General features: G+C 59.9%; 16 protein-coding genes. 10 read left to right on the top strand and 6 right to left on the bottom strand.

Annotation, left to right across the window (positions count from 1 at the left end; translation table 11 throughout):
• Window positions 1–70: 70 nt before the first annotated feature.
• Window positions 71–436: a response regulator gene (locus tag NW839_RS07030; protein ID WP_011432017.1), complete on the bottom strand. Its 366-nt coding sequence runs from the start codon at window positions 434–436 to the stop codon at window positions 71–73.
• A 276-nt stretch (window positions 437–712) separates the two neighbouring features.
• Window positions 713–1,660 carry an NAD(P)H-dependent glycerol-3-phosphate dehydrogenase gene (locus tag NW839_RS07035; protein ID WP_011432015.1) on the bottom strand — a complete coding sequence of 316 codons (948 nt, stop codon included), beginning with the start codon at window positions 1,658–1,660 and terminating at the stop codon, window positions 713–715.
• 103 nt (window positions 1,661–1,763) lie between these two features.
• Between NW839_RS07035 and NW839_RS07040 the strand changes: the two genes are divergently transcribed.
• Both NW839_RS07040 and gcvH read left to right on the top strand, forming a co-directional pair.
• Complete coding sequence (locus NW839_RS07040; RefSeq protein ID WP_414351599.1) at window positions 1,764–2,708, top strand: alpha/beta fold hydrolase; 945 nt, start codon at window positions 1,764–1,766, stop codon at window positions 2,706–2,708.
• Between the two features lie 81 nt (window positions 2,709–2,789).
• Complete coding sequence (gcvH, locus tag NW839_RS07045) at window positions 2,790–3,179, top strand: glycine cleavage system protein GcvH (protein ID WP_414351600.1); 390 nt, start codon at window positions 2,790–2,792, stop codon at window positions 3,177–3,179.
• Between the two features lie 21 nt (window positions 3,180–3,200).
• On the opposite strand, the gene NW839_RS07050 is transcribed toward gcvH, so the two are convergent.
• Window positions 3,201–4,112, bottom strand: coding sequence for a diguanylate cyclase (locus NW839_RS07050; RefSeq protein WP_414351602.1), 912 nt, complete (start codon window positions 4,110–4,112; stop codon window positions 3,201–3,203).
• A 238-nt stretch (window positions 4,113–4,350) separates the two neighbouring features.
• Here NW839_RS07050 and NW839_RS07055 point away from each other — a divergent pair, with 238 nt between their 5' ends.
• The 7 genes from NW839_RS07055 (at window position 4,351) to NW839_RS07085 (ending at window position 10,523) form a co-directional block, all read left to right on the top strand.
• Window positions 4,351–4,782 carry a DUF3119 family protein gene (locus tag NW839_RS07055; RefSeq protein WP_414332116.1) on the top strand — a complete coding sequence of 144 codons (432 nt, stop codon included), beginning with the start codon at window positions 4,351–4,353 and terminating at the stop codon, window positions 4,780–4,782.
• Window positions 4,779–5,579: a peptidoglycan editing factor PgeF gene (pgeF, locus tag NW839_RS07060; protein ID WP_414351604.1), complete on the top strand. Its 801-nt coding sequence runs from the start codon at window positions 4,779–4,781 to the stop codon at window positions 5,577–5,579. The genes NW839_RS07055 and pgeF overlap by 4 nt, the downstream gene beginning before the upstream one ends.
• Before the next feature lie 485 nt (window positions 5,580–6,064).
• Window positions 6,065–6,496: a DUF6464 family protein gene (locus NW839_RS07065; protein WP_414351607.1), complete on the top strand. Its 432-nt coding sequence runs from the start codon at window positions 6,065–6,067 to the stop codon at window positions 6,494–6,496.
• Entirely contained in the window at window positions 6,493–7,200 is a 708-nt protein-coding gene (gene pyrF / locus NW839_RS07070; protein ID WP_414351608.1) for an orotidine-5'-phosphate decarboxylase, read from the top strand. The genes NW839_RS07065 and pyrF overlap by 4 nt, the downstream gene beginning before the upstream one ends.
• Window positions 7,201–7,247: 47 nt before the next feature.
• The gene (locus NW839_RS07075; RefSeq protein WP_414380546.1) at window positions 7,248–7,919 is read left to right on the top strand and encodes a hypothetical protein; all 672 of its coding nucleotides are present in this window, start codon (window positions 7,248–7,250) and stop codon (window positions 7,917–7,919) included.
• A gap of 200 nt (window positions 7,920–8,119) precedes the next feature.
• Window positions 8,120–9,241 carry a hypothetical protein gene (locus tag NW839_RS07080; RefSeq protein ID WP_414380548.1) on the top strand — a complete coding sequence of 374 codons (1,122 nt, stop codon included), beginning with the start codon at window positions 8,120–8,122 and terminating at the stop codon, window positions 9,239–9,241.
• Window positions 9,242–9,263: 22 nt separating this feature from the next.
• On the top strand, window positions 9,264–10,523 hold the full coding sequence (locus tag NW839_RS07085; RefSeq protein WP_414351614.1) for a PLP-dependent aminotransferase family protein: 1,260 nt from the start codon (window positions 9,264–9,266) through the stop codon (window positions 10,521–10,523).
• Here NW839_RS07085 and NW839_RS07090 read toward each other — a convergent pair.
• Window positions 10,501–10,920: a TerB family tellurite resistance protein gene (locus NW839_RS07090; RefSeq protein WP_414351616.1), complete on the bottom strand. Its 420-nt coding sequence runs from the start codon at window positions 10,918–10,920 to the stop codon at window positions 10,501–10,503. The genes NW839_RS07085 and NW839_RS07090 overlap by 23 nt on opposite strands.
• Window positions 10,921–11,143: 223 nt before the next feature.
• Here NW839_RS07090 and NW839_RS07095 point away from each other — a divergent pair, with 223 nt between their 5' ends.
• On the top strand, window positions 11,144–12,271 hold the full coding sequence (locus NW839_RS07095) for an iron-containing alcohol dehydrogenase family protein (protein ID WP_414351618.1): 1,128 nt from the start codon (window positions 11,144–11,146) through the stop codon (window positions 12,269–12,271).
• Between the two features lie 24 nt (window positions 12,272–12,295).
• Here NW839_RS07095 and NW839_RS07100 read toward each other — a convergent pair whose 3' ends face one another.
• Together NW839_RS07100 and NW839_RS07105 are read right to left on the bottom strand one after the other, a co-directional pair.
• Entirely contained in the window at window positions 12,296–13,237 is a 942-nt protein-coding gene (locus tag NW839_RS07100; protein WP_414351620.1) for a DMT family transporter, read from the bottom strand.
• A 248-nt stretch (window positions 13,238–13,485) separates the two neighbouring features.
• Entirely contained in the window at window positions 13,486–14,607 is a 1,122-nt protein-coding gene (locus tag NW839_RS07105; protein WP_414351622.1) for a glycosyltransferase family 9 protein, read from the bottom strand.
• Window positions 14,608–14,637: the final 30 nt, after the last annotated feature.

The following is a 14,637-nucleotide window of genomic DNA, read 5'->3' on the forward strand; positions in this document are numbered from 1 at the left end:
GGCGTCGGCTACGGTCGGCGCTATCCTTCCCTGCCCTGAAGGACGGGGCTTGCCGCGCCTTTTGGTCAACTCAAGACAATTGGGCAGCAACGGCTTTCAGCAGGCGTTTCTGGTCAACGGGCTTCGTCAGATAGGCATCGGAGCCAAAACATAGCCCCTGTTCAATCTCTTCGGGAGAGATTTTCGAGGAGAGAAAGACGAAGGGGATGTGAGCTGTAGACTGATCCCATCTCAGGGCATCCAGCACCCCATAGCCGTTCAGCTTGGGCATCACCACATCGCACAACACCAAGTCGGGCATCAGGGTGCGCACCATCTGCAAGCCCTCTTCTCCATCGGTGGCCGCCACCGTGTCGTACCCCGCTCGTTGCAACACCTTCTGCAGATAGGTGCGAATAGAGGGTTCGTCTTCAATCACCAGGATGCGTTTGGACATAACTTTGTAAAAAATTAAACAAAGACCTGGCCCAACCTGTCGGGCCTACTGTCCGCCTTCCCGGAGCCAGAGAGATCCGAGTTGATGCAAGAACAAGTCGAAGAACTACAGCTGCAGCATAGGGAAACTCTGGAAAAAAAAACTCCGCCAAATCGCTCATTCTGGGATCTCCCTGCTCTGCAAAAATCCTGATAGAGTGCGGAACAACTTTCCTCATCCGCAGATTTGCGGTTATGCCAGAAACCCCCCTCCTCCTTTGGGAGAAGTGAAGGCAGCCTATTCCGAAGTCAGTTGACGTTCCATCAGGCGGGTGAGGGCGGCGGTGGGGGTGGTCTGCCCTTGCAACAACAGATGCACTTCCTGGGTGATGGGCACCTGAATGCCGTGCTGGGCAGCGATCTCGACCACGACGGGAGCGGTGTAAACCCCTTCGGCGGTGCCCTCGATCTCCGCCAAAATCTGCGACAAGGGTTGGCCCTGGCCTAGCCCGTAGCCCACTCGGTAGTTGCGGCTCAAGCGGCTGTGGCAGGTGGCCAGCAGATCCCCCAACCCCGACAGGCCATTGAAGGTTTCTGCCCGTGCCCCCAGCTTAGATCCCACCCGGATCATCTCTGCCAGGCCGCGGGTAACCAGAGCCGCACGAGCATTGGCCCCCAGTTGCAAGCCATCACACACGCCAACAGCGATGGCGATAACATTTTTCAGGGTGCCGCCTAGCTCCACTCCCAGCGGATCGCTGCTGGTATAGAGGCGGAACCGCTCCGAGGAAAGGGCATACTGCACCTGCACAGCGGCCCAGGGATCCCGGCTGGCCACCACTGCCGCTGCCGGCAAGCCTTGGCGGATCTCCGCCGAAAGATTAGGCCCCGAAAGCACCACCAGGGGCTGCTCCGGGAAGGTGGCCCCCCAAATTTGGGTAGGGGTCAGAAGCTGCAGTGGATCCAACCCTTTGGTGGCCGAGACCAAAATTGCCTGCGGCGGGATCCCCACTTGGCGCACCGCTTCCACCACAGGGCGTACCCCCGCCATAGAGACGGCTGAGATGAGGATTTGGGATCCCTGGAGCACTTCTGCCAAATCCAGGCCCTTGCGGCGATTCCAAACCCGCACCCGGTGCCCTTGCCCCTGAGCCAGCATCGCCAGGGTACTTCCCCAAGCCCCGGCTCCCAAAATGGCAACGCTTTGCGGGGATGTTGGGCTTTGGCCTTCTGCGCTAGTGTTCATCTAATCTGTTCACCCGCAGACTTTCTCTTAAGCTTTCTTCGTAGGATGCCTCTCAAAAAGCCTGCGCCGGCAAAGGGAAGACCGGCGACAAAGGTTAGTATGGGTGGATACCAAATCATGGGTTAGCTCGAGAGCAGACGACATGGCAGAAGCAGGGATCCCCCGCCTTCCTCCTGAGGTAGCTGCCAAAATGGGAACCTGGCAGCACGGGTATGCCCTTACCAATGGCATTCAACTGCACTACGTCACCCAAGGGGAAGGGGAGCTGGCGATCTTGTTGCACGGTTTCCCGGAGTTTTGGTACTCCTGGCGGCATCAGATTCCGGTGTTGGCGCAGCGGTTTCGCGTGGTGGCACCCGACATGCGCGGCTACAACGATTCCGACAAACCGGATCACGGCTACGACTTGGATACCCTTACTGAGGATATTCGCGGCTTGCTGAGCCACTTTGGGGCTCAGAGGGCGGTGGTCGTAGCCCACGATTGGGGGGGAGCCATTGCCTGGCACTGGGCGCAATTTTTTCCTGAGGAGATTCGCAAGCTGGCCGTCCTCAATTCTCCCCATCCGGCCTGCTTTCGCCGGGAATTCTTGAGCAACTTGGATCAACTGCGCCGCAGTTGGTACCTGTTCTTTTTTCAATTGCCTTGGCTGCCAGAGTGGGTGCTGCAGTGGGATTTGGGAGATTGGGTGCGCCGCATTTTCCAGGAAACCTCGGTGCGCAAAAGCGCCTTCACCCGCCACGACCTCAAGCTCTACCAAGAGGCCCTCTCCAAACCCAAGGTTCTCACCTCTGCCCTCAACTACTACCGCCAGCTGTTTAACCTGCCCACTTTGCAGAACCTGTTTTTGCAGCCCATGCGGCAAATCCTCGCCCCTACCCTGCTGATTTGGGGAGAAGAAGACTTTGCCCTCAGCCGCGAGCTAACTGAGGGGATGGATCCCTTTTTCCCCAACGGCCTGCGCAAGGAGTACATCCCCGAATGCGGCCACTGGGCGCAGCAGGAAGCTCCGCAAACGGTCAATCGGCTGCTGATGGAGTTTCTCTAGCGGGCCGGGCTTGGGATCCGCCCTTTACCATCTCCGAGAGTTCACCCTAGAATAATCCACTGAGTTTATGGGAGAACCGGCATGGCCCTGGACTATCCATCCCATCTGCGCTACGTGGACACCCACGAGTACATCCATGTCGAGGATGATATTGCGGTGATTGGGATCACAGCTTATGCCGTCGATCAACTGGGGGATATCGTTTTCGTGGGCTTGCCCGAAGAAGGGACAGAGATTGAAAAAGGGGAAAGCTTTGGCTCGGTGGAATCGGTCAAAGCCGTCGAAGATCTCTATGCCCCTCTTTCTGGAGAGGTGGTGGCCGTGAATACAGCGGTGGTGGAGAGCCCCGAAAGCCTTGCCGACGATCCCTATGGCGATGGCTGGCTGATCAAGGTGCGCATTGCCAACCCCGAAGATCTCGAGGACACCATGAGTGCCGAAGCCTATGCCAGCTTGGTAGAGGGATCCTGAACCCCAACAGGTGGCCTCGAGCTACAGCAAAGTCTCTCGGTTACCCCCCTCAGCTTTGGCTTGGTAGAGGGCCTTGTCGGCAGCAGCCAGCAGACTTTGTGGGTCAGTTCCCTCTCCCAGCTCCAGCAGAGAGGCGATGCCCACACTGCAGCTTAGGGAGATGGTCTCCGTCCCCGCCTGCACCAACAGGGTCTGGACAGCCTGCCGCAAGCGTTCTGCCAGCCCTAGGATCTGCGAGTTCGGGATCCCGCGCACCAGCAGGGCAAACTCATCGCCCCCCAAGCGGGCCACCAGATCGTCTTGGCGAACGTGAGCTTGCAATCGCCGCGCCACCTGGATTAAGGTTTGATCCCCAGCCCAGTGCCCCCAGCGGTCGTTGATTTGCTTAAACCCATCCAAATCCAGATAGAGCACGTGGAGGGGAATGCGATGGCGAAGGGCAAAGGGGATCTCCAGCTCCAGTTGCTTCAGGAAAAAACGTCGGTTATGCAAGCCGGTCAGCGGGTCGTGGAGGGCGGCAGTGGCCATTTGCAAAAAGAAGGCTTCTTCTGCCGCGTCGTAGTAGGCAAACTTGAGGGTGCTGGCCCCCACTTGAATGCGATCTCCATCCTTCAGGAGAACGCGGCTGACGCGCTCGCCGTTAACATATGTGCCGTTGAGGCTCTCCAGGTCGGTGAGGACATAACCTTCATCTTCTCTCTCCAGCCGACAGTGCTGCCGGGAGACGGCGTGATCCAAGAGCTGAATGTCCGCGCGGTGGCTGCGCCCCAAAACTCCACCCCTCGCCAAGGGAAACGTCATGCCCACATTGGCGCCGCTGAGCACCGTTAGAAAGGCCGCAGTTGCCTCAGGCTGGGGTCTGCGCTCGTAAAACTCCAAGGGGATCTGAGTGGTTGGCTCCTCTGGCAACTGAGAGAGAGGGTCGAGAGGCATGGAGAGGCCCAACGAATTGTGCGGGTTAGCAGTAAGCACTCGTTATATCCGTATTATGCCGGTTTTCCCAAGGGCGCATTTGGGTAGATGGGGGTCGTCTTGCCGGTTCTGATCTGTAAACCTGCGGAACTCTGGAGTTTATCATTTACTATCTCCTTTTTTCCCAATCTTCTAACTTCTGAAGAGTCGCCGAGGCAGCCTAGAATGGGGCTGGGATCCCTGAGAGGAGAAATGGGGCATGATTAGACCCAATTCTGCCCATCTATTGACTCCGGATTTTCGCCTCAGCCTGTCGGTGTTGGCTTTGGCGGTGCCGCTGTTCTGGCTTTCGTTTTGGGCGGGGCTAGGGGTGGGCCTGTTTGGCCTGTTTTTGATGGTGCAGACCTCTCTGATCGGTCTGGCCTTTACCAGAACGGCGCTGCAGGTCTACAGCGGCTCCAGGCGCATCCGCGAGTTCCCCTACAGCGAGTGGCAGGATTGGCAAATTTTCTGGCCGCCGCTGCCGGTGTTGTTCTTTTTCCGAGAAACCCGGAGCATTCATTTTTTGCCGATGCTGTTTAACCCTGCTGAGCTGAAGATGTGTTTGGAAGAGCGGGTGGGTCATCTCCACGCCCAACATCGGTCTCAAGGATCCCCGCCGATTGCTGGTCCGGGTAGCTCCCGCCGATGAGTGGCTCCGCCTTGTGGGTTTGGCAGCAGGCAGGGAGATGGCGCTGGCTGGAGTGTCAGCTTTTGGCGGAGTGGCCTCATGCTTTTGGCTCTCGCCAAGGTCATCCCCATCCCCCGTCTCAGTTGGCCGCCCGGCTGCAACTGCCCCCTGAACAGGCCGCGTGGGGCCATCAGGTGCATGGCTGCAACTGGGTTTGGGCAGATGGGATCACCGAAACCTTTGGACACAAACGAGAGCAGGACTGCTCTGTTGGTCAAGGGATCCCTACCCGCTCTCAGGCGGATGCGGTCATTGCCCGCCGCCAAGGGGATTCTGCCTGGGTCTGCACCGCTGACTGTGTGCCGATTTTGGTGGCCAGCCAAGAATGGGTGGCGGCCATTCACGCCGGGTGGAGAGGCACTGCTGCGGGGATCTTGTCCAAGGTGCTGCAGGAGTTTCTCCGGGCGGGGATCCCTGCTGCTGGGATCCGCGTTGCCATCGGGCCCTCTATTTCGGGGTCAGTCTATCAGGTGTCAGAAGCGGTGGCGGAGCAGGTGCTGCAAAGCCTACCCCCAGGGCTGGATGCCCGCGCCGCTCTCTTGCCCGATCCTCTGCCCGGCAAGGTTCGCCTGGATCTGCGCTGGGTCAACGGTGCCCAAGCCCAAGCCAAAGGGATCCCCCCTGAACACATTGCCGTCAGCCCCCATTGCACCCTCAGCCAGCCCCAAGATTTCTTTTCCTACCGCCGCGATGGATCCCTGAAGGATGAGCAGGGCCGTCATTGCGTGCAGTGGTCGGGAATCGGCCTGCGGTCGTAGGAAGACTTAGCCCGGCTCTGCCCGGAGGAACCGGAGGCAGTGGCTATAATTGCGCTCAAGACAGGGCTCTATCTAACTACTGGAGATCCCATGGTTTACCGCGCTGTTTTCTGGGGATTAGCTGGGATGGCTTTGGCTTTCTCTCTCGCTTTCCTTGAGGAGGCTAACGCTCAAACCTCGCTGACTGGCATCAACCGTGACAGCGTACTGCAACTGAACCTTGGGTCGGGACGCAGCCTCCCTCGGGTACCTGTGGGCGGTTCAGGTTCTGAGGAGGGCCGGGATCCTGCTGCTCCTTCGGCGCAAATGTGGGCAGAGTGGCATATTCGCGCCAATGTCTGTACCGGAAACCTATCCACAGAAGAACTGGCGGAGCTGTTTCCATTGGTGAATCAAGCTCTAGTGGATGCCGTTTGCCGGGGAGGAAGTTAAAGGTTGCCCAGGCTGGCGGTAAGGTGAAGAAGGAGCCTCTAGGTCGCTGCTGCATGGATTTTGAGAAACTTTTGGAGGAATGGGTTGCAGCCTTTGCCCAAGTGGCCGAAGAAAGTTTGGCCTCTTTGGAGACTGCCCTGATGGAGCTGGCAGAGCACTTGGCTGTGCCTTTACAGGAAACCCTTAGGCAGTGGGAAGCCCTCTGGAATCTGGAGGAGGAAGTGGAGCTGGAGCCTGAGCCAGAACCCTTTGAGGAAACCTTCAACCCTTCTGTGGGCGAATCTTTCACCACCAGTCGTTTCTTCGTCAGCCCGATAGGATTTGGGGGTGTGGTTGTTTACACTTACGTGGCTTCGCCGCCAGAATACATCGGGGATCCCACCTGCCGCTACAATGCCCATTCTCCAGAGTTGCGCTGCGCCGTCAACCCCTGCGGCCCCTGTGAGGGCTGTCCCCACTATGAGCCCCGGAATGAGCCCCGATGAAGGGTGACCGCCTGATTGTTGCGCTGGATACCTCTTCTCAAGAGCAGGCTTTGAAGTTGGTGGACTCTTTGCCGCAGGTGCTGTGGTGGAAGGTGGGCCTGGAGTTGTTCACTGCTGCGGGTTTTTCCGTTCTGCAGGCTCTCAAGGAAAGGGGCAAGCGCATTTTTCTGGATTTGAAGCTGCACGACATTCCCCACACGGTGGGGAGGGCTACGGAGGTGGCCGTCAGCTATGGAGTGGATCTGCTCACCGTCCATGCTGCCGGCGGCAGTGCCATGTTGCGGGCAGCCGTGGCAGCTGCCCAGGGCAGTCCTTGTCGGCTATTGGCGGTTACCCTCTTAACCAGCATCAGCCCCCCGCAGGTGCGACAGGAACTGGGCATCGAGATGGATCCCGCCGACTACGTGTTGCATTTGGCCCGGCTGGCTCAAGCCCAAGGCTTTACCGGACTGGTTTGCTCTCCTCAGGAGGTCTCGCGGTTGCGCCAAGCTTTGGGGCCGGAGGTTTTGCTGGTTACTCCTGGGATCCGTCTGGGCCAAGCCAAGGCGGGGGATGGAGAGGAGGATCAACAGCGCATCTGCACGCCCGACGAAGCTCTGCGGGCAGGAGCCGATTATCTGGTGGTGGGCCGCCCCATCACCGCTTCTCCCGATCCCGTGGCCGCCTTGCGGCGCTTCCAAGCCTCATGGGATGCTGCCGGGTGAGGGTGTGGGGAGATGGTTTGGCCTGATGTTGTCCTGGTGGTTCTGTAATGCAACGACGCCGTAGGCTTGTGCAGTGGATCCCTGAAAAAAGGCCGGCTGGATCCGGCAGGAGATGTTGGCTAGGAGCCGGTTTATCGGTGGTTTTGGGCCTGGTCAGCACTCCTGGGCGCGTTAGGGGTGCGGAGCATTTCGTTCCGGCAAGAGGGGAAGCTTGTCTGGCTGCTCCTCAGGTTTGGGCTGAGGCTCTAACGGAGCAGTTGCCTTTGTTTCTCAATCTGGCCTTGAGCCGCTCCCGCTCTGAGTTTCAGGTTGTGCTGGTGGGGAAGCCGGAGGTTGAAATGCTCTCTCCAAGGTCTCCGGCCCGCTTACGCCAACAGGAGCTGGCTCCGGTTTTGCCGGACACCGCAACTGCTTCTCCAGAAGCTTTTCGGCTGTATTTCACCACGTTGGAGCGCCGCTTGGTCTTGGCAACCCCTGCGGAAAGCAGCGCCAACCCCTTGGCCGGTCGGCGTAGCGAAACTCTGCAACTGGCCTACGAGGCTTATGTCCTGCGGGCTAACCCTGGGGATCCCTGGCGGTTGGTGCGTCTGCAGGTAACCGGATCGGGGATCCCCATTCGCGATGTAACGAATGGACTCACTGCCCAGGCCATCCGCCGCTGGCAACAGTCGGGTTGCCCCTTGACGGGCGATCTAGAGTTGACTAGACCTTCTCTCTAGCGGCGCGGAGCGCTTTGCGTCAGCATGAGTGCGGGAGTATGTCACGCGGGGAGATTCTCTTTTGGAAGTAACGAAGGGGCACTTTTTCTCCCCAACCGGCCAAGAGTAGAGGGCGTTGGATGTTCTGCTGCCGGTCGAGGGCCCACCCCGTGTAGGGATAGTGTTCTGCACTGCTCATGCGAACAGGCTAGGGTTTACCCATGAAGTTTCCCCCCGCCACACCCCGCCCGGGCAAGCGGCTGCCCCGCGGCTCATTTCCCCGCCTGAGCTCCTCCAACAGGGACAACCATCGCCGTCGGCGTTTGGTTGGTTTTGGTTTCATGGGCCACTGGCTGCTATGGGGAGGGATGGGCCTTCTTTTGGGGCAGCGACTCCGCTCTTGGGGGCAACCGGCTCCTCTGCAGTGGTGGCGCGTTTTGCCGGTGAGCAGTTCTGAGGGATCCCTGACTTTTGTCCAACCGGAACTGCCTCTCTACCACTCGTTCGCGTCAGTGGTGCGGAGCGCTTTTGCCGACAGGCTACTGCCCTGGCTGGCTCAGGGAACCGGGATCTCGGCTGAAGGGATCCTGCACATCTTCTCAGCTATGGCCTGCTTGGCCATTCTGCTGTTGTGCTGGAGCTGGGGCAACTTCTGGAGTGCCGGTCTATGGGGACTCAGCCCCTGGGTGTTGACCCAAGGGTTGGAGCCAGGCAGCGAGATTTTGGGCAGCCTGGTTTTGCTTTGCAGTTGTGGTGTTGGGCCGGGATCCACCTTGCGCTGGTGGGGTCTGGCCTTAGCTTGTGCCCTGTCTTATAAGGTTTGGCCCTTGGCTCTGCTCTGGGCGGGGCTGTGGACGAGCCAGCAGTGGCCACGGCAACCGTTGCGTTCGCGTCAGCAGTGCGGGGCATCAGGACTGCTTTTGCTGCTGCTGGTGATGGGGCTTTCCTGGCTGGGACGGTTTAATTTGCCGGCTACCTCTGCTGAGGTGATTCCCCATCCTCTCAGCTCCCAAGGTGGCTTGGCCGTTTTGGCTACTTTGATGCTGCCCTTGGGGTTGAGCTTGGTGCGGTTGGGCTGGCCCTGGGCAGAACGGCAGCAAGCCCTGCTCAGCTTGGCCGGTTTGGGCCATGTCCTCTGGATGGGGGCGCTGGCGACATGGTTTTGGGATCCCCAAGTGAACACCCTGCAGCAAAGTGCTCGCTGGGGTTTGGTGGTGCTCCCCTTCCTATGCCTGAGCGCCGGCGGCGTCTTGGCTGAGATCCCCTACCGGAGCTGGCGGCGGGTTTTGGGATCCCTACTCCTGGGCAGTTCTTTCTTGTTATCGTGGCAGGCATTGGCCTAAGGTATTCTTTCTCTTGCTTGCCATGACCCAGACCTCGTCCGCATCGGCACCGCGTAGCACTTCGCGGCCCTTGTTGCAAACCCTTTTTGCCCAACGGGCTCAGGCTGTGATCCCTTCTCCTTTCGGGGCGGAGATCCCAGGTGCAGCGCCGGTGGTTACCAGTTTTACTTTTGGGCTGGCGGATCCGCGTCTGTTCCCCAAGGCCGACTTGGCGCGGGCCACGGCGGAGGTGTTGGCGGAAGATGGGGACAATGCCCTCAATTACGGCGGCACGTTTGCCGGGCTGATCAACGTGGTGCTGCAGTTGATGCGGGATAGAGGGGTAGAGGCCCAGCCGGAAAACCTACTGATCGGCTATGGCTCTGGGCAGATCCTCGGCCTACTGCCTCAGGTCTTTGTGGAGCCGGGGGATGTGGTCATTGTGGAAGGGCCCACCTTCATGGGGGCTGTCAGCCGTTTTGCGGCGGCAGGGGCGCGTCTGATCTCGATCCCGGTGGATGGGGAGGGCATGGTGGTGGATCGCCTGGAAGAGGTGCTGCGCGATCTGGCTCGCCAAGGGATCCGCCCCCGATTTGTCTATACCATTCCCACCTTCCAAAACCCCAAAGGCTGCACCCTCTCTGGGCCACGGCGGCAGAAATTGGTGCAGTTGGCAGCTGAGTACGGTGTGGTGGTGGTGGAGGACGAGGCCTACTACGACCTGCGCTTTGCCGGGGATCCCTTGCCCAGTTTGGCTGCACTGGATCGGGAAGGCTGGGTTCTGCACGTGGGCACCTTCTCCAAGATTGTGGTGCCGGGAGTACGGGTGGGCTGGGCCTGTGGTCACCCTGAGATCATCCGCCGCCTGGAGATGTTTCGCAGCGAGGGATCCCTGGGGCCCTTTTTGGGCCGGGTGGTGGCCCGCTATTGCGGGGAGGGCCGTCTGCAAAGCCACATTCAACTCCTCACCCGTCGCTACCGAGAAAAGTGCCAGGTGATGCTGGAGGCCATCGCTCAATATTTTCCGCCCGAAGTCAAGGTGGAGGCCCCTGGGGGTGGATTTTTCGTCTGGTGTGAGCTGCCCCCTTCCCTAAGCGCCAGCACCTTGTTGCAGGCTACTCGCGCCCTGGGGGTCACCTTCCTGCCGGGCACCCACTGCTTTGCCGATGGCCAAGGGGAGCACGCCCTGCGCCTCGCCTTTAGCTACCAACCGGAAGAGCGCATTGTCAGCGGCATCCAGATTATTGGGGAGCAACTGCACAGACTGATGCACTCTCGCGTCACCTGCTCCCCACAGCCTTAGCCATGCGCCGGAAAAATTGCCCAACGCCCTTCACCAGGTTGGGTGCAGCTTCTGGACGAGCCGGGATCCCGGCCATGAGGGTGTAGTAGTCATCCAAGAGGGTGTGCTCTTCTGGAGAGACCGTGTCGTCCGCGATCATCAGGTTGCCGATTGCTCCCAAAAGTTGCATGCGCTCGGTTTCGCTGGCCTGGGCAAGATAATCGGCCATCCAGCGCTCGGTTTGCTCCATTGGGATAGGCTCTTGGATCAGTTCTCGCAGCTCGGTATCGTGCTCCAAACCATAGCGGCGCAGCAGGGATCCCAAGTAGGCCAATTCCTGGGGTTCCAAATGCCCATCGGCCCAAGCAGAGCCGGCCACAATTTTGAGCATGAGCTGATGTTGAGTTGTGGGGTTCATGGTGGGATCCCTTGCTGAGAACTGTCAGCGATCCGGAGGCCTTAGAGGCTGAAGAGTTGAGGGGATGACCAGCTTCAACAACTATAGCCAGACCTTAGGTGAGCCATCTGCATTCGCGCCAGCGGTGCGCAGCCCTTTTTGCGGCTAGAATCGTTATCTGTATCCACGGACACTGAGCTACCGCGATAGCGGGACGGAGTCCTTTTTCTCGCCCTTTCTTGCAATGCTAAGCGCCTCTCCTTACAAATTGGATCTTGCCATTCTGGCCCCAGGTCGGCTGTACCGCGGCAGCGGCATTCTGGAAGCTGTGCCCCTTGCGGTACTGGGATCCCGCGTGCTGGTGATCGGGGGGGAACGCTCCTTGGCTGTAGTTGAGGCCCCCCTGGAGCGCAATTTCGCCCGGGATCCCGCCCTCCAAGTTCACTGGACTACCTACGGGGTAGACTGCAGCGAGTCCGAGCTGGCGCGTTTGCAGGCGCTAGCCATGGCGGAGTCCACAACCGGCATCTTGGGGGTAGGCGGGGGCAAGGCTCTGGATACGGCCAAGCTGGTGGCCCACAGATTGGGGATCCCGGTGGTTACCGTGCCCACCTCTGCGGCCACCTGTGCCGCCTGGAGCGCACTATCCAATATCTACTCCGACAGCGGCGCTTTTCAGCGGGATGTGAGCCTGGATCGCGCCCCTGCTGCCCTGATCCTGGACTATGAGCTGATTCTGCAAGCTCCAGTGCGCACCCTAGTGGCTGGGATCGGAGATGCCTTGGCTAAGTGGTACGAGTCTTCCGTCAGCAGCGGCAGTTCAGAAGATGCCCTGGTGATTGGCGCTGTGCAGCAGGCCCGCGTCCTGCGGGATTTGCTTCTCCAGCAATCGGCGGCGGCCTTGAGGGAGCCGGGCGGAACCGCTTGGAAACAGGTGGTGGATGCTTGCATTTGCCTGGCAGGGATCGTCGGCGGCATGGGTGGGGCTAAGTGTCGCACCGTGGCCGCCCACGCTGTCCACAACGGGCTAACCCACTTGTCGGGGCACCGGGCCACCCTGCACGGCGAGAAGGTGGCTTTCGGCATTTTGGCCCAGCTCCGCCTAGAAGAGATCCTGCAGGGAAGCCAGTTGGCGCTGGCAGCACGTACCCAGTTGCTGGAGTTCTACCGCCAGGTGGGGCTGCCCCTCAACTTGCGGGATCTCAAGCTAGGTCACCTGGGATCCGCCGACCTGCTGCAAGCCGCCCAAGTGGCCTGCCAGCCAGGATCCGACATCCACCACCTGCCCTTCCCCGTCAGTCCAGAAGCCCTGTTGGTGGCCCTTACCACCACAGACCTGACCAGCTCCAGCCCTGTTCTCCCTCGGCTGTAAGTCCTGGCAGAGGATATCTGTCTGCTATCCAACTCCGCCGGTACGGGCCTGGGTCGGCATTGTGGGCAGGCGGGCTTCGCCGTAGGCTCCAGAGGTGGCGCCCACCAAGATCAAGGCTCCGCCCATCCAAGTCCACCCATCCGGGATCTCGGCAAACACCCAAAACCCGATTAGGCTGGCCCAGAGCAGACGGGAGAAATCCAGAGGCAGCAGCATCGTCACCTCAGCCAGCTTGTAGGCCTGGGCGAGGGCCACCTGGCCAATGCTGCCCAGTAGCCCCATGGCCACCATCCACAGCCACTGCTCAGGAGAAGGCCAGGTCCAAACCCAGACGGCAGCCAGAAAGGAAAGGGGGGTCTGCAGCAGGCCCATGTAGGCCGTAATCGTGAGGCTGGACTCGGTGCGGGAGAGGATCTTGAGCACGATGGTCACCCAGGCAAAGAGTGCTGCCGCCCCCAAGGCCAGCCCTGTTCCCAGAGAAAACTCTCGGAAGCCTGGCCTCAACATCACCAAAGCCCCGGCAAACCCCAGGCCCAATCCCAGCCAGCGGGACGAGCGCATCTGCTCGCCCAACACCCATACCGCCATCGTGCCGGCAAACAAAAGTTGAACAAAGCTCAGCGCCGTAGCTTCTGCCAGAGGCAACAGGCTGGCTGCCCAAAAGGAGAACAACATCCCCACCGTGCTGATCGCCGAGCGCAGGAGGTAAAACTCCATCTTGGCGGTGTGCAGAGACTGGATCCCAGCCCGCAACACCAGCGGCGACAGGGCGAGAAACCCGAATAGGTTGCGCAAAAACACAATCTGAAAGGGGTGAAGGGCGGGAGTGTTGAGCCGGATGATCGCGCCTAAACAGGCAAAGCAAGCAGTGGCCAGCAGCTTCAGGGCAACTCCTTGCCAGAGCCTTATTTTTCCCCACTCTGCAAAGCGGCTCAGCTGGTGGCGACACCACGTCTCCAAAGTCACAGCTCACACCCAAATGGTTTAGGCACTAAGTTTTCAGCCTTGAACTCTCAGCTTAAACGGACTTCCAGGGATCCGAACTGCGCCCCTGGGCACTCCTTGCTGCCCACCGGCCCCCCTGATTCCCAGGGGGAAAAAGATGGGGATCCCAAGACATGGCCATTTCAAGTAGCCATGAAACAACTCACCCCGTCGCTCCATAGCTCCCCTCTCTCTTTGGGAGAGGGGCTGGGGGTGAGGGCGTGGAACCTCTAGGTTTGCTTGAGAATCTCTTTCAAGTAGCCGATGACCGTTTCCGGCTTGAGATGGGCCATACAGGGATGACCCTCCACCAGGCAGGTTTCGTTTTTGAACTTGTTCTCTGCGCAGACCCGGCACTTGTAGGCGGTTTGGGTGAGATAGACGTGGGGCAGACGAGGAGCCCACAGTCGCACCGGGCTGGCCCCATCCCCATCGGCATCGTTGCCAAACAGGGCAATGGTGGGACAGCCCACTGCCGCCGCGATGTGCATCGGCCCCGCATCCACGGAGATACACACCCGCGCCCGCTTCAGGGCCCCCGCCAGCTCCATGAGGCTGGTTTTGCCCCGCAGGTCAACCATTCCCGTTTGCGCCAGCAGTTCGTCTTCGCTGCTGCCGCCGTGGTAGAGGGATCGCTGCAGCTCCGGCGCGCTGCCGATTAGCCCCACCTGCAGGCCCTGGCCTTGGCACCACTGGATCACCTGCCGCCAGTACTCCAGAGGCCACATCTTGGCGCGGCGGGTAGTGGTGATGTGCACCAAGACCTCTGGCACCGGAAAAGCGGGATCCCGGCTGGGCAGCTCCAGGCGGAAAAAATCCGTCTCCACGTACGCCAGGCGACAGAAGATTTCGGCGATGTAGTTGCTGGTGAGGATCCCTTTGTAGCGCTGCAGAAACTCCAGGCCGTTCCAGTCGTCATCCTGGAGCATGCGCTGCACCGGGTCGGAGCCGGGATCCAACTTGCGGCGAAAATCCAAGGTCAAACCGGCTCCGGCAATGTATTGAGGACGCAGCGCCGTCACCGCCACCAAGTTGAGCTCGCTGAACTCGTCGCAGTTGATGGCCAAGTCGTAGGGGCCGGCCTGGGTCACCCGTTCTCGCACAGCAGCGGTCAGGGCCTCGAGGTAATCGGGACGACGGCTGTAGAGAGGAAAGCTGAAGTCGATGTAGGGGCAGTGGAGCTCAAAGTCGCGGGTAATCTCGCTGCCAAAAAAATCCAGCACACAGCCGGGGTATTTTTCCTTGAGGCCCCGCAACAGCGGGATGGTAACCACAAAATTGCCCACCTTGCTGGAGGAAAACACCGCCAGGTGGGGATGTTCCCGCAGAGGTTGGTTGGCAAACCGTTGCATAAGGCTGGGATCCCCAGGAAGATATCAACC

This window comes from Synechococcus sp. R5-15 (assembly GCF_047462035.1).
Lineage (GTDB): Bacteria > Cyanobacteriota > Cyanobacteriia > Thermostichales > Thermostichaceae > Thermostichus.